The sequence below is a fragment of the Kocuria oceani genome (assembly GCF_029524215.1).
Classification (GTDB): Bacteria; Actinomycetota; Actinomycetes; order Actinomycetales; family Micrococcaceae; genus Kocuria; species Kocuria oceani.
Genome location: NZ_JARAMH010000009.1, coordinates 20,771 through 39,621 on the forward strand (window position 1 = coordinate 20,771; position 18,851 = coordinate 39,621).

The window sequence follows — 18,851 nt, forward strand, 5'->3', positions numbered from 1 at the left end:
GCACATCCGTCCTCTCCGACGCCGTGCGCCCCGTCCGCCTTCGGACGCCCTCCTCCGTTCCCCCCGCCGTGCGCGGCCCTCCGCATCCGGACGGCCGCGCTGCCGGAGATCGATCACCCCGCGCGCCTGCGCGCGGGGTGATCCGTGCTGTCACCGCAGTCTCCCGGCAGGTTCGCCCGGCCCTCCAGAAAGCCTGCTGAAACCCCCATGACTCGTGACCTGAACTCCTCGACCGGCGTCACCTCCCTCCTGACCGGCCGGGCCCGCACCGTGGCCGCCGTCGCCGCCCTCTCCGGCCTGGCGCTGGCCACCACCGTCTCCGCGCACGAGGCCCCGGCCCAGGAGGCCGCCGCCGACGCCCCGCTGTCCGCCGTGGCCGCGGCGACCCCGTCCGCCGCCCCCACCGTCTCCCTCGCGCCGGTCGCCCACGTGACGAAGGCCCAGGACGAGTCCGAGAAGAAGCAGACCGAGAAGGCCGAAAAGAACGAGAAGAAGGCGGCCGAGAAGAAGGCGGAGCCCGAGGCCCGCGAGACCGTCCAGCGGCCGGCAGCGACGCCGGCGGCGCAGCCGGTCGTCGCCCCGGCCCCGCAGCCGGCCGCCCCCGCCGTGCAGGCCGCCCCTGTCGTGGCCCCCGTGGCGCAGCCGGCGCCGAAGGCCGTGGCCGCCCCGAAGCCCGCCCCGGCCCCGCAGCCGGCCGCCCCCGCCGTGCAGGCCGCCCCGCAGCCGGCCGTGAAGCAGGCCCCGGCGCCGAAGCCGGCCGTCCAGGCGGCCCCGGCGGCCGAGCGCACCGTCGCCCCGCAGAGCTCCGCCTCCGGCAAGGGCGCCACCATCTCCTCGGCCGCTCTGGGCCAGCTCGGCGTCGGCCAGGACTGCACGGCCCTGGTCACCAACGCCCTGCGCGCCGCCGGCATCAACCACCACGGCTGGCCGGCCTCCTATCTGAGCCTCGGCACGCAGGTCTCCGCCGGCCAGGCCAAGCCCGGCGACCTCGTCTACTACGCCGACGGCGGCATGGGCTCGGCCCACATCGGCGTCTACATCGGCGGCGGCAAGGCCGTGCACGGCGGCTGGAACGGCGGCACCACGGTCATCGACAGCGTCAACGTGGGCTCCGGCCCGATCTACGTCCGCGTGCGCTGACCGCACGCGAGGACATCGGTTCGGGTGCGCGGATCCTGGTCGGCCAGACAGGTTCCGCGCACCCGCTGCTCGTCCGGCGGCCGCCCGCCCACCGTGCCCGGTGCGCGCCGCCGACCGGTCCGGCCACTGCCCGGCCCGCGTCGCCCGGCGCCGATAGACTGGACCCATGGCCACCGACCTCAGCCGCAACGCCCGCACCAGCCTGGACCGTGAGTACGCCTACATGGCCTACGGCATGATCGGCGGCGCCGTGCCCGGGATCGTGGTCGGCCTCGTGGTGGCCGCGTTCGTCGGCCACGCCGCCATGTGGCTGTCCGTCTTCGGCGGTGTCGGCATCGTGCTGGGCCTGGTCACCGGGCTCCTGCTCCACCGGCGGCACCGCGCCGCGGGCGAGCTGGACGATCCGCAGGGGAGCCCAGCAGCGCGGGAATGACGTGCTCCCGGAGCAGCGGCGCCAGATCGGCCGGCAGCGCGGCGGGCGAGACGTCGTCCAGCGGCTGCCACCGTAGCTCCTCGATCTCCGCGCGGGCCTCCGGGCGCCCGGTGAGGGGCGCGGTGAAGACCGTGGAGCGCACCCACGTGGCGGTCTCGTTCGCGGCGGGGGCCTCGAACTCTCCCAGCAGGCGGAGCTGCCCGGGGCGCAGCGCCAGTCCCACCTCCTCGGCCGTCTCCCGCACGGCCGCCTCGGCGGGGGACTCGCCCGGGTCGAGCTTGCCGCCCACCAGCATGAACCGGTCCGTGCCCCGCTTGCGCACCGTGAGCAGGGCGCCGTCGTCGTCGCGCAGGCACACCGCCGTGATCGTGAGTACCTCCACGTCGGCGGGGGCGCCCCGGCCCGCGGCAGTGCGCAGCTGCTGGATCTCGGCCTCCAGGTTGCGGGCGGCGCGGGCTCCCCAGCGCCGCTGCGCGGCCGGCGTGCGGTAGAGCGGCTGCCGGTGCCAGAGTCCCTCGAGCACCCGCAGCCGCCCGGCGGCGAAGTCGGTGTCGGGCACGTGCGCGTACTCCCGGCGCACGGCGGCGGCGTAGGCCGCGTACGCGGCGGGCGAGGACCCCAGCACGGCGAGGTCCGCGTCCAGCAGGAGCGCCCCGGGGAGGTCCTCGGCCGCGGCCGCGTGGTCGAGGGTGAGCAGGATCAGGCGCTGGACCTCGGCGACCACGTCCGGGGCGAGACCGGCCGCGGTCAGGCGCTCCCCGGCCAGTTCGGCGGAGTCCCGCTCGTCCTGCCCGGGCCGGCCGGCGTAGACGGCGTCGTGGAACCACGCGCCCAGCAGGAGGGCGTCGTGCTGCTCCCGGTCCAGCCCGGCTCCGGCGGCCAGCTCGTCGAGGGCCTCGAGGACCGCCAGCAGGTGCGAGCGGCCGTGGTAGTGCCGGTGGGGCTCCCCCCACCGTTCGACGAGCTCCGCCCCGAGCCGCGGCAGACCGGGGAACCGGCCGTCCCAGCGCCGGCCCAGCACCCGGCCGATCCGCTCCGGGCGGGCCCGGGCGGGCACGCGCAGACCGCTGCGCAGGAGCACCCGGGTGAGCTCACGGCCCTCGACCGGCCGCGCGCCCGCGGCCACCGCCCGGTCGTAGAGGCTGCCCCGCACGTCGTAGTGGTCCCGGTCGAACGCGCGCCGGGGCACGCCCAGCCGGTGCGCGAAGGCGTGCAGCTCCTCGTAGGAGGAGTCGGAGACCAGGTGGGAGAAGTGCGTCCCGTGGGCGGGCCACAGCGGCGGATCGATGTAGACGGGCATGCGACCGATCCTAGACGCGCACGGTTCGCGGGGTTCCCGGGCAGCACCTAGACTGTTCGGCGTCGCCCTCGTAGCTCAGGGGATAGAGCACGGCTCTCCTAAAGCCGGTGTCGTTGGTTCGAATCCAATCGGGGGCACCACCGCAACGCCCCGGACCGCCCGGTCCGGGGCGTTGCGCTGCCCGGGTCCTGCCGCTCAGCGCGGCAGGACCCCGGGGCGCTCCGGGCCGCCGGCCGGAGGCCGCGGCGCCCGGCGCCGCAGCGCCTCCACGGCCACGGCCACGGTGACCGCCAGCAGAAGCACCAGCAGCACCCAGCGGGCCACCACGAGGGCGGACGCCGTGGCCACGGCCGAGGCGTCGCCGGGGTCCGCGAGCGCGGCGTCGATCGCCGCGTTGCCCGCCAGGGAGACGGCCGCGAAGCCCAGCACGACCGCCGAGCGCAGCCACCGGCGAGCGCGCGAGGCCGTGTGGAGGGCGACGAGGAGCAGCCACGCCAAACCCACGAAGAGCGGGGCCAGCAGACCGGCGGAACGGTGCACGGCCTCGTACTGGGCCCGTCCCTCCTCGCCGAGGGCGACGGCGAGCCGTGCGGCGTGGGCCTGGTCGAACCCGCCGGGCATCCACTCGGGCAGGAGCAGGCCGTCCGCGACGGCCGCGCCGAACTGGGGGAGCACCCACGCGTGCACGTACAGCCACAGCAGCGCGGAGACGCCCACGGCCACCCCGACCACGAGCCCGGAGCTCGACCGGGCGGGCTCGGGCCGCAGCTCGCCGGGCCGCGCCTCGTGCAGCCGGGCCCCCCGCGGCGGCGGCTCGACCGCCGTGCTGCCGTGCTTGCGTGCCTTCTGCGCCCGGGTCAGTGCCATGCCCCCATTATCCGTCCGGTGGCCGGGCGTGCGGTCCGGCTGTGCGTCCCCCCGCGGGGCGCTCGACCCAGGAGTAGGCTGGGGCCACCCGCACCGGTCCTCGCGACCCGCGGGGGAACGGTCCGGCCGACGACGACCGGGCGCGCGACGAGGACGACACGGAGGTGCCCGTCATGGAACTGTCCATCGGACTCCCGGACGGCCTGCTCATGCGGCTGACCGAGGGCAATGCGCTGAGGCTCTTCGAGAAGGACCACGAGACGGTGCGCCGCACGGTGGACTGCTCCGTCCTCGGCGGCGCCCCCATCACGGACATGGTGTGGTCGCACAAGCTCTCGGCCGTGATCGTGGCGGTGCCGTCGCTGCACCGGCTGTTCCGCTGGGACCCGTACACCGACGTGCTGTACGGGTTCGCGGGCACGGGGGAGTCCGGGCAGCGGGACGGGAAGGCGGGACAGGCCACGTTCGCGGCCACCGTCTCGATCACCGAGGACGGCAACGGGACCCTCTGGTTCGTGGACCGCGACTCCTCGTCCCTGCGCTGCATCGAGATCGACACGGACAAGCCCGACGGCGACCCGCGGGTCTGCACGGTGGTGGGCCGGGCGGGGCCGGGCTTCGCCGACGGGCCGGCGGACGCCGCCCAGCTGGACCACCCCGAGGACCTGCAGATCCTCTACGACGGGTCGATCGTGATCGCCGACACCGGCAACGACGCGATCCGCCACCTGGACCTGGCGGACCGGCAGCTGGACACCGTCTACGGCGGCGGTGAGGCCGGGGCCGCGGAGTTCGACGACGAGATCCGGCTGCAGCGGCCCGTCCGGGTCACCGTGGCCGACTCGGAGCTGTGGGTCGACGACGACAACGGGCGGCACCGGCTGGAGCTGCACTTCGTCTGAGCCCGCTCCCCACCCCGGCCCGGGTGTCACCGGCCCTCGGTAGACTGGGACCACGATGGACTACCTCTTCGACAACCCGCTCCTGCCCTCCTCCTCCGTGGCGCGTCCCGCCGCGAACGCGGCCCCGCGCCGCGGCGCCGTTCCCGCGGAGGCCCTCGTGGAGGGTCTCAACGAACCGCAGCGGGCCGCCGTGGAGCACTCCGGTTCGCCGCTGCTGATCGTCGCCGGCGCGGGCTCCGGCAAGACCCGGGTGCTGACCCACCGGATCGCCCACCTGCTGGCCACCGGCCGTGCCCACCAGGGGGAGATCCTGGCGATCACGTTCACGAACAAGGCCGCCGCCGAGATGCGCGAGCGCGTGGTCGAGCTGGTGGGGGAGTCGGCGAAGTCGATGTCGATCTCCACGTTCCACTCGTTCTGCGTGCGGGTGCTGCGGCGGGAGGCCGCCAGCGTGGGCCTGAAGTCGACCTTCTCGATCTACGACTCCGCCGACTCGCTGCGGCTGATCACCCTCGTGGCCAAGCAGCACGACCTCGACCCGAAGCGTTTCGCGCCCAAGAGCATCCAGCACCGGATCTCCGCGCTGAAGAACGAGCTCGTCGACGACGAGACCTACCTGTCCCGCGTCTCGGAGACCGACCCCTTCGAGAGCGCGGTGGCCCAGGTCTACCGCGGCTACACCGAGCGGCTGCGCGCGGCCAACGCGATGGACTTCGACGACCTCATCGGCCAGACCGTGCACATGCTCCGGGCCTTCCCCCAGGTCGCCGAGTACTACCGGCGCCGGTACCGGCACGTGCTCATCGACGAGTACCAGGACACCAACCACGCGCAGTACGCCCTGGTCCGGGAGCTCGTCGGCACGGGCGCCGGAGCTGATCCCGGTCCGGGGGCGAACCCCGTGCCGCCCGCCGAGCTGACCGTCGTGGGCGACTCCGACCAGTCGATCTACGCGTTCCGCGGGGCCGACATCCGCAACATCGTCGACTTCGAGAAGGACTACCCGCAGGCGCGCACCATCCTGCTGGAGCAGAACTACCGGTCCACCCAGAACATCCTCACCGCCGCGAACGCGGTGATCGCCAAGAACAAGGCCCGCCGGGACAAGCGGCTGTGGACCGCCTCCGGCGACGGCGCGAAGATCACCGGCTACGCCGCGGAGAACGAGCACGAGGAGGCCCGGTTCATCGCCGAGGAGATCGACCGCCTCCAGGACGAGGACGGCTACCGTCCCGGTGACGTCGCCGTGTTCTACCGCACCAACGCCCAGTCCCGCTCGCTCGAGGAGATCCTCATGCGCGTGGGCCTGCCGTACAAGGTGGTGGGCGGCACCCGCTTCTACGAGCGCAAGGAGATCAAGGACGCCCTGTCCTACCTGCGCTCGATCGTGAACCCGGACGACGACATCAACGTCCGGCGCATCGTGAACGAGCCCAAGCGCGGCATCGGCGACCGCGCCGAGGGGGCCGCGGCCGCGCTCGCCGAGCGGGAGCGGATCTCGTTCATGGACGCCCTGCGCCGCGCCGACGAGGCCCCCGGGATGGCCACCCGCTCGCTGAACGCGGTCAAGGCGTTCGTCCAGCTCATGGACGACCTCGCCTCGGTGGCGGAGGCCTCGGGGGCCGCCACGGTGCTCGAGGCGGTGCTCGAGCAGTCCGGCTACCTCGCCGGGCTGCGCGGGTCCTCCGACCCGCAGGACGAGTCCCGGGTGGAGAACCTCGCCGAGCTCGTGGCCGTGGTGCGCGAGTTCGAGCGGGACAACCCCGAGGCCGGGCTGCCCGAGTTCCTCGAGCACGTCTCGCTGGTGGCCGACGCCGACCAGATCCCCAACCGGCCCGCGGGGTCCTCCGAGGACGGGCCGAGCGCCGAGCAGATCGCGGCGGAGGTCGCCGAGGCCCGCGTCCAGGGCGTGGTCACCCTCATGACCCTGCACACCGCCAAGGGCCTCGAGTTCCCCGTGGTCTTCCTGACCGGCATGGAGCACGGGCTGTTCCCGCACCAGCGCTCCCTCACGGACGAGAAGGAGATGGAGGAGGAGCGGCGCCTCGCCTACGTGGGCCTGACTCGCGCCCGGGAGCGCCTCTACCTCACCCGCTCCGAGTTCCGCTCGATGTGGGGCCAGTCCCAGTACAACCCGGCCAGCCCGTTCCTCGACGAGATCCCGGCGGAGCTGCTCGAGTGGAAGCGCGAGGGATCCTCGGCCCCGGCCTCCTGGGGCTCCTCGCTGCACGCCGGCGGCTCCGGGCAGCGGGACGCGATGCGCGGCTCGTACTGGGGCGCGGCGGCCTCCTCGAACGCCGCCTTCGAGCGGATGGCGCCGTCCCGGGCCGCCGCGGCGGGGCGGGTGCAGCCCAACAAGGAGATCCCGAGCCTGTCCGTCGGGGACACCGTGGACCACAAGGCCTTCGGCAAGGGGACCGTGGTGTCCGTCGAGGGGGCCGGGGACAAGACCGTGGCCAAGGTGCGCTTCGGCGGGGACGAGAAGCGGCTGCTGCTGCGCTACGCCCCCCTCACCAAGGTGGGCTGAACCAGGCCCACGGCGGCCCGCCGCGGCGCCTGCGCGACGTGCGTGCCGCGGCCCGGCAGGAGGCCGGGCGCCTCGGCGCAACGGAAGAGCCCCCGGGTGCGGTGGGGCCCCTCGAGGGATCCCACCGCACCCGGGGGCTCTTCCGCGCCACGAGGTCCTCGGGGCCGGCGGCCGTCTAGGAGTTCGGCGCCTTGACCGTGTAGATCGCGCCGGTCGTCACGTCCTCCTCGAGCGCCTCCAGGGTCCGGCCGCGGGTCTCCGGGACCTGGGTGTAGACGAAGAGCAGGGCCAGCGCGCCGACCCCGGCGAAGAGGAAGAACGTCCCCGTGATCCCCACCGCGGCGACCAGGGAGGGGAAGTAGAGGGACAGGACGCCGTTGGCGACCCACAGCATGAAGACGGACACGCCGATCCCCACGCCGCGCATGTGCAGCGGGAACACCTCGGAGAGGTAGACCCACACGGCGACGTTGAGGAAGGTTTGCATGGAGCCGACGAAGGCCACCACCAGGGCCAGGATCACGAAGGGCCGCAGCGGGTTGCCCTCCTCCAGCAGCATCGAGGAGGCGCCGATCAGCAGGTGGCAGACGGTGGTGAGCGTCAGGCCGATCATGAAGGTCTTGCGCCGGTCGAGCCGGTCCATGAGGTACAGGGCGATGAAGCCGCCGACCACGGCGATCACGCCGGGGGCGATGTTGGCGATCAGGGCCGCGTTGGCGCTGAAGCCCGACTCGATCAGCACGATCTGCCCGTAGTACATGATCGAGTTGATCCCGGTGAGCTGCTGGGCGATGCCCAGGCCGATGCCGACGAGCAGGATGCGGATCAGGTTCTTGTTGGACAGGATCGCGCCCAGGCCGATCTGGTTCTCGGCGCGCTCCTCCTCCGCCACGTGCTCGACCTCGCCGAGCTCGGCGATCGCCCGCTCCTCGGAGCGCACCGTCTTGAGCACCTCGAGGGCCTCACGGTGGCGGCCCTTCTCCACGAGCCACCGCGGGGACTCCGGCATCCGGAGCATCCCGATGAACAGGGCCACGGCCGGCAGCGCGGAGATCGCGAACATGACGCGCCACACGCTCGGGGACTCGCTGAAGACGTTGCCGATGATCGCGTTGATCACGAACGCCGAGAGCTGGCCGATCACGATGGCCACCTCGTTGCGGCCCGCGATCGAGCCGCGGATCTCGTAGGGGGCCAGTTCCGCGAGGAAGACGGGCACCACGGCGGAGGCCCCGCCCACGGCGAGCCCGAGGCAGATGCGCCCGGCGACCAGCACCTCGTAGCCGGGCGTGAACACCACGATCATCGTCCCGACGAAGAACAGGACGGAGAGCAGGAGGATGGTCCGCCGGCGCCCCCAGGCGTCGGAGATGCGACCTCCGGAGAGCGCGCCGACGGCGGCGGCGAAGACGAGCGAGCTGGTGACCACGCCCTCCGTGAACGGCGTCAGACCGAGCTCCTCCGACATGGGACGCAGCGCACCGTTGATCACGCCGGTGTCGTAGCCGAAGAGCAGACCGCCGAAGCAGGCCACGATGGAGATGAGGCCGAGGCGCTTGCGATGTGGTCCGGAGGTCAGCGGAGGCAGCGCAGCCGCTGTCTCGCGTGGTGACGATGTGGCCATCGAAGGTTCCTTTGTTCGTGCGCAACCGGTGCGCTCTGCACAGTGTGATGATCTCGCCGGGTCGGCGCGTCCCTCACGGAGTGACGCACGTCTCACTGGTTCGAATGTCCTTATGTTAGGACATATGGCGCGGCCAGGAAACCCCTCCAGGAAATTCCTGTGATCGGCGCAACATGTCGCGGTCGCCCCGGTGACGTCCTGAGCGCCGGGCGCGCCGGCGGTGCCGCGGCGGAGGTGTCTAGACGAACAGGAGCACCACGACCGCCGCGGGGCCCGTCCAGCGCAGCGACCGGCCGGTGAGGTTGTGCACCATCCCCAGCAGCGTGCAGCAGATCAGCGCCGTGGCCGCGGAGGTCCACCCGCCCAGGACCAGGCCGAGCAGGGCGAGCAGGACCCCCAGGACCAGCCCGCCCACCGGAGCCGCCTGGGTCCAGCGACCGGGGCGGCGCAGCTCCACCGCCCGCTGCACGCACGTCAGCACGAGGGCCAGCAGCAGGGACCGGCCCACGTGGTAGGCCGCGAAGCCGACCATGCCCAGCCAGGCGCCCCCGCCGTAGTCGGCGTAGAGGTCGAGGTAGAGCTGGACCGGCTGGAGCCGCCACTGGCCCACGAGGAAGACGGGCAGGATCACCCCGAGCAGGACCGCGAGCACGAACAGCACGAGTGCGGTGGTGGTCCGCCGGTGATCGAGCGCGGGGGAGTAGGTGGGGGGCTGCGGGGTGACGGGGTCCGCCGCCCGGTGGCGCAGCCACGCCACGAGCCCGCGCTGGATCCCGAGCCAGGCCGCGCCCAGGCACAGCCAGGCGAAGACCTGCCAGCCCAGGGGATACACGTCGGGGATCTCCCCGGTGACCGTGAGCACCGTGCCGTCGACCACGGCCTCCAGGCCGAGGGCCACGAAGGCGAAGGTCGCGATGGAGACGAGGAAGCCGGGGTCGGCGGGGGCGAACGCCCGGTTCTCGGGGGTGTCGACGGAGCTCATGGGGCCAGTCAATCAAGAAACGCCCGGGAACTCGTGCGCGGGCCCGGTTGTGGCCGCCGATTCAGCATGGACTACAGTCTCGTACAGGGAGTGCCCCGGCACGTCCCGCGCCCGGGAACGGCTCCGCGGAACGGTCCGGACGCATGCCTCAGGTCTCGGCCCGGGGATGCGCGGCGCTCCGTTCACCATCAGGTCGGAGGACGACCCGCCTACTGCCCGGGCCGTCGCCGATCCACGACTTCGACGAAGAAGGGCATTCACCCGTGGACCTGTTCGAATACCAGGCACGCGACCTGTTCGAGAAGCACGGCGTCCCCGTGCTCCAGGGCATCGTCGCGACCACCCCGGAAGAAGCAAAGGCCGCCGCCGAGAAGATCGGCGGCGTCACCGTCGTGAAGGCCCAGGTCAAGGTCGGAGGGCGCGGCAAAGCCGGTGGCGTGAAGGTCGCCAAGACCGCCGACGAGGCCTACGAGCACGCCCAGCAGATCCTCGGCATGGACATCAAGGGCCACACGGTCCACCGCGTGATGATCGCCCAGGGCGCCGACATCGCCGAGGAGTACTACTTCTCGATCCTGCTGGACCGCGCCAACCGCTCCTACCTGGCCATGTGCTCCGTCGAGGGCGGCGTGGAGATCGAGCAGCTCGCCGTGGAGCGGCCCGAGGCCCTCGCCCGCGTCGAGGTCGTCCCCACCGAGGGGATCACCGAGGCCAAGGCCCGCGAGATCGTGGCGCAGGCGAAGTTCGACGAGGAGACCGCCGCCGGGGTCGTGCCGGTCCTGGTCAAGCTGTGGGACGTCTTCAAGAAGGAGGACGCCACCCTGGTGGAGGTCAACCCGCTGGTCAAGACCGGCGACGGGAAGATCATCGCCCTCGACGGCAAGGTCACCCTCGACGAGAACGCCGAGTTCCGTCAGGCCGACCACGCCGAGCTCGTCGACAAGTCCAGCGCCGACCCCCTCGAGGAGAAGGCCAAGGAGCACGACCTGAACTACGTCAAGCTCGACGGCGAGGTCGGCATCATCGGCAACGGCGCGGGCCTGGTCATGTCCACCCTGGACGTCGTCGCCTACGCGGGGGAGAAGCACGGCAACGTCAAGCCGGCCAACTTCCTGGACATCGGCGGCGGCGCCTCGGCCGAGGTCATGGCCGCGGGCCTGGACGTCATCCTCAACGACCCGCAGGTCAAGTCCGTGTTCGTCAACGTCTTCGGCGGGATCACCGCCTGCGACGCCGTGGCCAACGGCATCGTGAAGGCCCTGGAGATCCTCGGCGACGAGGAGGACAAGCCGCTCGTGGTCCGCCTGGACGGCAACAACGTCGAGGAGGGCCGGCGCATCCTCGCCGCCGCCAACCACCCGCTGGTGACCCTCGCCGAGACGATGGACGAGGGTGCGGACAAGGCCGCCGAGCTCGCCCACGCCGCCAACTGATCCGCCGACCGGACGAACACTTCTAAGGAACGAACAGCAATGTCTATCTTTTTGAACAAGGACTCCAAGGTCATCGTTCAGGGCATCACCGGCGGCGAGGGCACCAAGCACACCGGCCGGATGCTCGCCGCGGGGACCCAGGTCATGGGCGGGGTCAACGCCCGCAAGGCCGGCACCACCGTGGCCCACCGGGACCAGGACGGCAACGACGTCGAGCTGCCGGTCTTCGGCACCGTCGCCGAGGCCGTCGAGAAGACCGGCGCGGACGTGTCGATCGTCTTCGTGCCGCCGGCCTTCACCAAGGACGCCGTGATCGAGGCCATCGACGCCGAGGTCCCGCTCGTCGTGGTCATCACCGAGGGCATCCCGGTGCAGGACTCCGCGGAGTTCTGGGCCTACGCGAAGTCGAAGACCGACGCGGACGGCCGGCAGACCACCCGGATCATCGGCCCGAACTGCCCCGGCATCATCACCCCGGGCGAGTCGCTGGTGGGGATCACCCCGGCGAACATCACCGGCAAGGGCAAGATCGGCCTGGTCTCCAAGTCCGGGACCCTGACCTACCAGATGATGTACGAGCTGCGGGACATCGGGTTCACCACCGCCATCGGCATCGGCGGCGACCCGGTCATCGGGACCACCCACATCGACGCCCTCGAGGCGTTCGAGGCGGATCCCGAGACCGAGGCCATCGTGATGATCGGCGAGATCGGCGGCGACGCCGAGGAGCGTGCCGCGGACTTCATCAAGGCCAACGTCACGAAGCCGGTCGTGGGCTACGTCGCGGGCTTCACGGCCCCCGAGGGCAAGACCATGGGGCACGCCGGCGCGATCGTCTCGGGCTCCTCGGGCACCGCCCAGGCCAAGAAGGAGGCGCTCGAGGCCGCCGGCGTGAAGGTCGGCAAGACGCCGTCCGAGACCGCCCAGCTGATGCGGGAGATCTTCGAGGGCAAGTGACCCGGCGGGCCCCGGCCCGTCGACCGGCACACGGGAAGGCCCCGTCCACGGTGTTTCGTGGACGGGGCCTTCCCGTGTGCCGGCTCGTGCGGCTCAGAGCTCTCCGGTGAGGAACTGGGCGACGCCCCGGCCGAAGGACCAGTCCTCGCGGGTGTTCTCGGTGACGGAGACGATCAGGTCCTGCGGGTCCAGGCCGGTCCGCTGCTCGAGCCGGTCGGCCAGGGCCCGGTACATGGCCTGCTTCTGGGCTTCGCTGCGGCCCTGCTGGACGACCTGGACCACGACGAGGTCGTCGGTGCGGCTCAGGCCCAGGCCCGTGTCCTCGGCGATGATCTGTCCGGGCCGGTGCTCGGTGATGATCTGGTAGCGGTCCCGGGGCGGGGCGGCGAAGGTGTCGAGCATGACGCCCTGGACGACGTCCGCCAGGGCGCGGAGCTGCTCGGGGGTACGGCGGTTCTCGGTGACGTCGATGCGCACGAGGGGCACGGCGGGGCCTTTCGGTCGAATGGTGCGGAAGGGGTCACGGGCAGGGCGGTCCAGGCCGGGCCTGGGCCGGGCGGAGCGGCGGTCGGGTCGTGGCGCCGCTCGGGGCGGCGTCGGCCCGGCCCCGGGACGCCGTGGATCCGGCTCCGTGCGGTCGGAGCTCCTCCACGATCACCCGTGCCGCCCATTATGTCAAGACATATTTACATAATTGCCGGCGGGCGGTGCCGGCTGGCGTCCGTCCCGCTCCGGGCGCGCCACTGCGGGGCTCGGAGGTGCTGGTGGCCTCCCGTGCCCGGCGGGTGCGGGACGCATAAGACGGTATGTCTTTACAAACTGACCTGGGTCGGTATTCTGGTTGTGATCCCGACCACTGATCGCCCCGTCGCCCGGACGACGGACCGTGGCGGTGACCAGGTACCAGAACCAGGAAGCAGGTCATCATGGCGCAGCAGAACGCGACCACCGCGACCGCCGGCGCGGCGGCACAGCAGCAGAACCCCGTGCTCATCGGCACGGCCCCGGACTCGTGGGGCGTGTGGTTCCCCGACGACCCGCAGCAGACCCCCTGGGAGCGGTTCCTCGACGAGGTGGCCGAGGCGGGGTACTACTGGATCGAGCTGGGGCCCTACGGCTACCTGCCCACCGATCCCGCCCGGCTCGCCGACGAGCTCGCCCAGCGGAACCTCAAGGTCTCGGCGGGCACCGTCTTCACCGCCTTCCACCGCGGGGCAGACCAGTGGCAGGAGGCCTGGGAGCCCGCCCGGAAGGTCGCCGAGCTGACGGCCGCCATGGGCGGCGAGCACATCGTGGTCATCCCCGCCATGTGGCGCGACGACGTGACGGGCGACGCGCTCGAGAACGAGCACCTGAGCACGGAGCAGTGGAACGCCCTGTGCGAGGGCCACGACCGGCTCGGGAAGGTGCTGCGCGAGGACTTCGGCCTCCAGCAGCAGTTCCACTCCCACGCGGACTCCCACGTCTGCGGCCAGCCCGACATCGAGACGTTCCTGCAGCGCACCGATCCCGAGCTCGTGACCCTGTGCCTGGACACCGGCCACGCCGAGTACGGCGGGGCGTCCTCGGTGGACCTGATCCGCAAGTACCCCGACCGGATCGGCTACCTGCACCTGAAGCAGATCGACCCCGTGGTCCTCGAGCGCGTGCGCCGGGAGAACATGACCTGGGCCGCCGCCAACCTCGCCGGCGTCATGGTGGAGCCCCCCGCCGGCCTGCCGGACCTCGCCGCGGTGATCGCGGAGGTCGAGAAGCTCGACCGGCCGATCTTCGGCATCGTCGAGCAGGACATGTACCCCGTCTCCTCCTTCGACGTCCCGCTGCCCATCGCCACCCGCACCCGCTCCTACCTGCTGGGCTGCGGCTCCCGCACGAGCGTCCGCTGACCCGCCCCGGCACCACAGACCTGGAGAACCGTCCATGAAGATCGCTCTCGACCCCACCCCGTTCCACCACTCCCACTCCCTGCTCGAGTTCCCCGCGCTCGCGGCCGAGCTCGGCTACGAGTACCTGCAGCTGACCCCGCACGCGGACTTCCTGCCCTTCTTCAACCACCCCAAGGCCGACGACCAGCTCGTGGCGGACCTGCGCCGGGCCTGCCGCGACGCCGGCGTGCAGATCGCCTCGGTGCTGCCGGTGCTGCGCTGGTCCTCCCCGGACCCGGACGCCCGGGAGGCCGCGGTGCGCTACTGGAAGCGCGCCATCCGGATGACCGTGGACCTCGGCGTGACCCAGATGAACACCGAGTTCCAGGGCCGGCCCGAGCTGGCCGAGGAGTCCGAGCGGGCGTTCTACCGCTCCGTGGAGGAGCTGCTCCCGCTGATCGAGCGGGAGGGCGTGCACATCGCGATCGACCCGCACCCCGACGACTTCGTCGAGCAGGGTCTCGCCGCGTGGCGCGTCATCCGCGGCGTGAACTCCCCGCACCTCGGCTTCGCCTACGTGGCCCCGCACACCTTCCACATGGAGGACGCCCCGCTCGAGATCATGGCCGCCGTAGGGGACCGGCTGCGCGTGGTGCACGTCGCCGACACCATGGACCACCACCGCTCGCACGGGCTGCGCTACATCACCAACCCGCCGGGCGCCCCGGCCCGGGTGCACCAGCACCTGAAGATCGGGGACGGCGACGTCGACTGGGACGAGTTCTTCGGCGGGCTCGCGGCCAACGGCTTCCTCGACCGCGAGGACACCGTGATGGTCTCCTCGGTCTTCGCCGAGAACGAGAACGCCGTGGAGGTCTCCCGGTACCAGCTGGAACAGATGCGCGAGCGCGCCGCCGCGGCGCAGAAGGTGGAGGTGAAGGCGTGAGCTACGACGTCGTGACCCTGGGACGCATCAGCGTCGACATCTACCCCGACGACGTCGGGGTCGGCCTCGAGGACGTGACCACGTTCCGCAAGTACCTCGGCGGCTCCCCGTCCAACGTGGCCGTGGCCGCGGCCCGCCACGGCGAGTCCGCCGCGGTGATCACCCGCACCGGCGACGACCCGTTCGGCACCTACCTGCACCGCGAACTCGTCCGCTACGGCGTGGACGACCGGTTCGTCACGGCCGTGCCGGGGCTGCAGACCCCCGCCACGTTCTGCGCGATCCGCCCGCCGGAGGACTTCCCGCTGTACTTCTACGGCCGGTTCCCCACGGCCCCGGACCTGCAGATCCGCCCCGAGGAGATCGACGCCGAGGCCGTGCGCGAGGCGCGCATCCTGTGGTCCACGGTCACCGGGCTGTGCCAGGAGCCGTCCCGCTCCGCCCACCTCGCCGCGCACGAGGCCCGCCCCCGGGAACAGCTGCGCGCGGACCAGCACACGATCCTGGACCTCGACTACCGCCCGATGTTCTGGAGCACCGAGGAGGAGGCCCGGGCCCAGGTGCACGAGCTGCTGCAGCACGTGAGCATCGCCATCGGCAACGACAAGGAGTGCGCGGTGGCCGTCGGGGAGGGGACCCCCGACGAGCAGGCCGACCGGCTGCTCGCGGCCGGCGTGCGCATCGCCGTGGTCAAGCTCGGCCCGGAGGGCGTGATGGCCAAGACCCGCGACGAGCGCGTGGTCTCCGCGCCCGTCCCGGTCGAGACCGTCAACGGCCTCGGCGCCGGGGACTCCTTCGGCGGCGCCTTCTGCCACGGCATCAACCAGGGCTGGCCGCTCGAGCAGGTGCTCGACTACGCCAACGCCTCCGGTGCCATCGTCGCGTCGAGGATCTCCTGCTCGGACGCCATGCCCACCCCCGACGAGGTATTCCAGCTGCTGCGCGAGCGCGGCCGCGCCGTTCCCGAAGGAGCCACCCGATGACGACCACGTCCCCCGTCGAGCTCGACACGGCCGATCCGCGCCGCTACGAGCACCTGTCCCGGATCCGGCTCGAGGACCCCCGGGCCGTCCAGCGCGCCGCCGACTCCCGGCGCCGCCACCCCGGCCCCGTGCACGGGCGGCAGAACTTCGTGGTCGCCGCCGACCACGCCGCCCGCGGCGCCCTCAGGGTGCGCGGGGAGCACGACGCCATGGCCGACCGGCGCAGCCTGCTCGACCGGCTGCAGATCGCCCTGGCCAACCCCCAGGTGGACGGCGTCCTCGCCTCCCCGGACGTGCTCGACGACCTGCTGCTGCTCGGGGCGCTCGACGGCAAGCTGGTCTTCGGCTCCATGAACCGCGGAGGCCTGCCCGGTCTGGTCAACGAGATCGACGACCGCTTCACCGGGCACACCGCGGAGGCGCTGGACAAGATCGGCGCCGACGGCGGGAAGATGCTCACCCGCATCTGCTTCGAGGACCCGCACACCACCTCGGTGCTGGAGAACACCGCCCGGGCGGTGGACTCCCTCGCGGCGCTGGGGCTGATCGCCATGGTCGAGCCGTTCATCTCCCGGGCCACCGGCACCGGGATCGTCAACGACCTCTCCGCCGACGCCGTGATCCAGTCCGTGGCCATCGCCCAGGGACTCGGCGGCACGTCGTCGCACACGTGGATGAAGCTGCCCGTGGTGGAGGAGATGGAGCGGGTCATGGCGGCCACCACGCTGCCCACCGTCCTGCTGGGCGGGGACCCGAGCGGCCGGCCGGACGAGGTCTTCGCGACCTGGGAGGCCGCGCTGGCGCTGCCCGGCGTCCAGGGCCTCACCGTCGGGCGCACCCTGCTGTACCCGGAGGACGGCGACGTCGCCGGGGCCGTCGCCACCGCCGCCTCCCTGCTGAAGGGCCACCCCGTCGAGGAAGGAGCCGCCCGATGAGCACCCGCACCCTCTCCGTGTCCCAGGCGCTCGTCGCGTTCCTGGCCAACCAGTGGACCGTGGACCGGATCGGCGCCGAGGAGCACCGGCAGCGCACGATCCAGGGCATGTTCGGCATCTTCGGGCACGGCAACGTGGCCGGCGTGGGCCAGGCGCTCAAGCAGTTCCAGGCCGAGGACCCCACGGTCATGCCCTACTACCAGGGCCGCAACGAGCAGGCCCAGGTGCACCAGGCCGTCGGCTACGCCCGGCACACCCGCCGCCGGGCCACCTTCGCGGTGTCCACCTCGATCGGCCCCGGGGCCACGAACATGGTCACGGGCGCCGCGCTGGCCACCACCAACCGGCTGCCGGCGCTGCTGTTCCCCTCGGACCAGTTCGCCACCCGCACCCCGGACCCGGTGCTGCAGCAGCTGGAGCGCCCCGACGCGGGCGACATCACGGTCAACGACGTGTTCCGCCCGGTCTCCCGCTTCTTCGACCGCGTGGTGCGGCCCGAGCAGCTCTTCTCGGCGCTGCTGTCCGGCATGCGCGTGCTCACGGATCCGGCCGAGACCGGGGCGGTGACGATCGCGCTGCCGCAGGACGTGCAGGCGGAGGCTCTCGAGGTGCCCGAGGAGTTCCTCGCCCCGCGCGAGTGGCGGATCCGTCGCCCCGCCCCGGAGGAGGAGGACGTCCGCGCGGCCGTCGCGGCGATCCGCGCCGCCGAGCGGCCGGTCGTCATCGCCGGCGGCGGCGTGCACTACGCCTTCGCCACCGAGGCGCTGCGGGAGTTCGCCGAGGCCACCGGCATCCCCGTCGCCTACACCCAGGCCGGCGTGGGGGTCATGGACTGGGACCACCCGCTGTGCCTGGGCGCCGTGGGCTCGACCGGCTCCACCGCCTCCAACGCGGTGGTCGCCGATGCCGACCTCGTGATCGGCATCGGTACCCGCTACGAGGACTTCACCACGGCCTCCCGCACCGCCTTCCAGCACCCGGACGTGCGCTTCGTCAACGTCAACGTCGCGGCGTTCGACGCCTACAAGCAGGGCAGCTCCGTCCCGATCGTCGCCGACGCCCGCAAGACCCTCGTCGAGCTGACCAAGGCGCTCGGCGGGTACCGGGTCGGCGGGGACCTGGCGGCGACCGTCGAGGCCGAGAAGCAGCGCTGGGACACCACCGTGGACGCCGCCTTCGGCGAGCGGCACCTGCCGCTGCCCAGCCAGAACGAGATCATCGGGGCCGTCAACGAGGCCATGGACGACCGCGACGTCGTCGTGTGCGCCGCCGGCTCGCTGCCCGGGGACCTGCACAAGATGTGGCGGGTCAAGGACCCGTACGGCTACCACGTGGAGTACGCGTTCTCGTGCATGGGCTACGAGATCGCCGGCGGACTCGGCGTGAAGCGGGCCGCGGTCGCCGAGGCCGAGCAGGCCGGCGCCCCGGAGGACGCCCGCGACGTCGTCGTCATGGTCGGCGACGGCTCGTACCTGATGATGCACACCGAGCTCGTCACGGCCGTGGCCGAGGGATTCAAGCTCGTGGTCGTGCTGATCCAGAACCACGGCTACGCCTCGATCGGCGCGCTGTCCGAGCAGCTGGGGTCCCAGCGCTTCGGCACGAAGTACCGCTACCTCGACGGGGAGCGGCACAGCTTCGACGACGGCTCCACGCTGCCGATCGACCTCGCCACCAATGCGGAGTCCCTCGGTGTGCGCGTGCTGCGCGTCGAGTCCGGCGAGGGTGTCATCGACCGGCTGAAGGAAGCCGTGGCGCAGGCGAAGGCCGTGCCCGAGGGCTCCGGCCCCGTGCTCGTGCACGTGGAGTCGGACCCGCTGATCGACGCGCCCAGCTCCGAGTCCTGGTGGGACGTGCCCGTCACGGGCACCGCCACCCTGGACTCCACGAACGAGGCCTACGAGGTCTACCAGCAGCACAAGGCCCGGCAGCGTCCGCTGCTCGGGAACTGAAGGAG

Annotated in this window: 16 protein-coding genes, 1 tRNA gene and 1 pseudogene; 12 read left to right on the forward strand and 6 right to left on the reverse strand. The window is 72.3% G+C overall.

What is annotated here, in order from left to right; all coding sequences use genetic code 11:
• The first annotated feature begins 207 nt into the window (after positions 1–207).
• Together PU704_RS11400 and PU704_RS11405 are read left to right on the forward strand one after the other, a co-directional pair.
• Positions 208–1,140: a C40 family peptidase gene (locus tag PU704_RS11400; RefSeq protein ID WP_277551449.1), complete on the forward strand. Its 933-nt coding sequence runs from the start codon at positions 208–210 to the stop codon at positions 1,138–1,140.
• A 166-nt stretch (positions 1,141–1,306) separates the two neighbouring features.
• Positions 1,307–1,573, forward strand: coding sequence for a hypothetical protein (locus PU704_RS11405; protein WP_075871762.1), 267 nt, complete (start codon positions 1,307–1,309; stop codon positions 1,571–1,573).
• On the opposite strand, the gene PU704_RS11410 is transcribed toward PU704_RS11405, so the two are convergent.
• Positions 1,491–1,955: an NUDIX hydrolase gene (locus tag PU704_RS11410; protein ID WP_222844978.1), complete on the reverse strand. Its 465-nt coding sequence runs from the start codon at positions 1,953–1,955 to the stop codon at positions 1,491–1,493. The two genes, PU704_RS11405 and PU704_RS11410, sit on opposite strands and share 83 nt — an antisense overlap.
• A gap of 42 nt (positions 1,956–1,997) precedes the next feature.
• A pseudogene (locus PU704_RS11415) lies at positions 1,998–2,873 on the reverse strand (DUF4031 domain-containing protein); the annotation flags it as partial.
• A 64-nt stretch (positions 2,874–2,937) separates the two neighbouring features.
• On the opposite strand from PU704_RS11415, the gene PU704_RS11420 reads away from it, so the two are divergent.
• A tRNA-Arg gene (locus tag PU704_RS11420) sits at positions 2,938–3,013 on the forward strand.
• A 55-nt stretch (positions 3,014–3,068) separates the two neighbouring features.
• Here PU704_RS11420 and PU704_RS11425 read toward each other — a convergent pair.
• Positions 3,069–3,740, reverse strand: coding sequence for a hypothetical protein (locus tag PU704_RS11425; RefSeq protein WP_047802046.1), 672 nt, complete (start codon positions 3,738–3,740; stop codon positions 3,069–3,071).
• Positions 3,741–3,913: 173 nt separating this feature from the next.
• On the opposite strand from PU704_RS11425, the gene PU704_RS11430 reads away from it, so the two are divergent.
• Together PU704_RS11430 and pcrA are read left to right on the forward strand one after the other, a co-directional pair.
• Positions 3,914–4,642, forward strand: coding sequence for an NHL repeat-containing protein (locus tag PU704_RS11430; protein ID WP_277551450.1), 729 nt, complete (start codon positions 3,914–3,916; stop codon positions 4,640–4,642).
• Positions 4,643–4,697: 55 nt separating this feature from the next.
• The gene (gene pcrA / locus PU704_RS11435) at positions 4,698–7,169 is read left to right on the forward strand and encodes a DNA helicase PcrA (RefSeq protein ID WP_075871765.1); all 2,472 of its coding nucleotides are present in this window, start codon (positions 4,698–4,700) and stop codon (positions 7,167–7,169) included.
• A gap of 175 nt (positions 7,170–7,344) precedes the next feature.
• On the opposite strand, the gene PU704_RS11440 is transcribed toward pcrA, so the two are convergent.
• The gene (locus PU704_RS11440) at positions 7,345–8,793 is read right to left on the reverse strand and encodes a sugar porter family MFS transporter (RefSeq protein ID WP_047804500.1); all 1,449 of its coding nucleotides are present in this window, start codon (positions 8,791–8,793) and stop codon (positions 7,345–7,347) included.
• Positions 8,794–9,031: 238 nt separating this feature from the next.
• Positions 9,032–9,775 carry a hypothetical protein gene (locus tag PU704_RS11445; RefSeq protein ID WP_277551451.1) on the reverse strand — a complete coding sequence of 248 codons (744 nt, stop codon included), beginning with the start codon at positions 9,773–9,775 and terminating at the stop codon, positions 9,032–9,034.
• Positions 9,776–10,038: 263 nt separating this feature from the next.
• Here PU704_RS11445 and sucC point away from each other — a divergent pair, with 263 nt between their 5' ends.
• Entirely contained in the window at positions 10,039–11,208 is a 1,170-nt protein-coding gene (sucC, locus tag PU704_RS11450) for an ADP-forming succinate--CoA ligase subunit beta (protein ID WP_277551452.1), read from the forward strand.
• A 39-nt stretch (positions 11,209–11,247) separates the two neighbouring features.
• Positions 11,248–12,165, forward strand: coding sequence for a succinate--CoA ligase subunit alpha (gene sucD / locus PU704_RS11455; protein ID WP_047804503.1), 918 nt, complete (start codon positions 11,248–11,250; stop codon positions 12,163–12,165).
• A 93-nt stretch (positions 12,166–12,258) separates the two neighbouring features.
• On the opposite strand, the gene PU704_RS11460 is transcribed toward sucD, so the two are convergent.
• Complete coding sequence (locus PU704_RS11460) at positions 12,259–12,651, reverse strand: tautomerase family protein (RefSeq protein WP_047804504.1); 393 nt, start codon at positions 12,649–12,651, stop codon at positions 12,259–12,261.
• A 440-nt stretch (positions 12,652–13,091) separates the two neighbouring features.
• Here PU704_RS11460 and PU704_RS11465 point away from each other — a divergent pair, with 440 nt between their 5' ends.
• From PU704_RS11465 to iolD, 5 genes are read left to right on the forward strand one after another with little or no spacing between them, the layout of a single operon-like run.
• A complete protein-coding gene (locus PU704_RS11465) occupies positions 13,092–14,051 on the forward strand; it encodes a sugar phosphate isomerase/epimerase family protein (RefSeq protein ID WP_277551453.1) in 960 nt (319 codons plus the stop codon).
• 34 nt (positions 14,052–14,085) lie between these two features.
• Entirely contained in the window at positions 14,086–14,976 is an 891-nt protein-coding gene (locus PU704_RS11470; RefSeq protein ID WP_075872277.1) for a sugar phosphate isomerase/epimerase family protein, read from the forward strand.
• Positions 14,973–15,959 carry a 5-dehydro-2-deoxygluconokinase gene (iolC, locus tag PU704_RS11475; protein WP_075872276.1) on the forward strand — a complete coding sequence of 329 codons (987 nt, stop codon included), beginning with the start codon at positions 14,973–14,975 and terminating at the stop codon, positions 15,957–15,959. The genes PU704_RS11470 and iolC overlap by 4 nt, the downstream gene beginning before the upstream one ends.
• Complete coding sequence (locus PU704_RS11480) at positions 15,956–16,894, forward strand: Cgl0159 family (beta/alpha)8-fold protein (protein WP_277551454.1); 939 nt, start codon at positions 15,956–15,958, stop codon at positions 16,892–16,894. The genes iolC and PU704_RS11480 overlap by 4 nt, the downstream gene beginning before the upstream one ends.
• Entirely contained in the window at positions 16,891–18,846 is a 1,956-nt protein-coding gene (gene iolD / locus PU704_RS11485; RefSeq protein WP_277551455.1) for a 3D-(3,5/4)-trihydroxycyclohexane-1,2-dione acylhydrolase (decyclizing), read from the forward strand. The genes PU704_RS11480 and iolD overlap by 4 nt, the downstream gene beginning before the upstream one ends.
• Positions 18,847–18,851 lie beyond the last annotated feature (5 nt).

Coding starts and splice junctions, on each gene's coding strand:
- PU704_RS11400 (WP_277551449.1), top strand. CDS start 208: ATGACTCGTGACCTGAACTCCTCGACCGGCGTCACCTCCCTCCTGACC.
- PU704_RS11405 (WP_075871762.1), top strand. CDS start 1,307: ATGGCCACCGACCTCAGCCGCAACGCCCGCACCAGCCTGGACCGTGAG.
- PU704_RS11425 (WP_047802046.1), bottom strand. CDS start 3,740: ATGGCACTGACCCGGGCGCAGAAGGCACGCAAGCACGGCAGCACGGCG.
- PU704_RS11430 (WP_277551450.1), top strand. CDS start 3,914: ATGGAACTGTCCATCGGACTCCCGGACGGCCTGCTCATGCGGCTGACC.
- pcrA (WP_075871765.1), top strand. CDS start 4,698: ATGGACTACCTCTTCGACAACCCGCTCCTGCCCTCCTCCTCCGTGGCG.
- PU704_RS11440 (WP_047804500.1), bottom strand. CDS start 8,793: ATGGCCACATCGTCACCACGCGAGACAGCGGCTGCGCTGCCTCCGCTG.
- PU704_RS11445 (WP_277551451.1), bottom strand. CDS start 9,775: ATGAGCTCCGTCGACACCCCCGAGAACCGGGCGTTCGCCCCCGCCGAC.
- sucD (WP_047804503.1), top strand. CDS start 11,248: ATGTCTATCTTTTTGAACAAGGACTCCAAGGTCATCGTTCAGGGCATC.
- PU704_RS11465 (WP_277551453.1), top strand. CDS start 13,092: ATGGCGCAGCAGAACGCGACCACCGCGACCGCCGGCGCGGCGGCACAG.
- PU704_RS11470 (WP_075872277.1), top strand. CDS start 14,086: ATGAAGATCGCTCTCGACCCCACCCCGTTCCACCACTCCCACTCCCTG.
- PU704_RS11480 (WP_277551454.1), top strand. CDS start 15,956: ATGACGACCACGTCCCCCGTCGAGCTCGACACGGCCGATCCGCGCCGC.
- iolD (WP_277551455.1), top strand. CDS start 16,891: ATGAGCACCCGCACCCTCTCCGTGTCCCAGGCGCTCGTCGCGTTCCTG.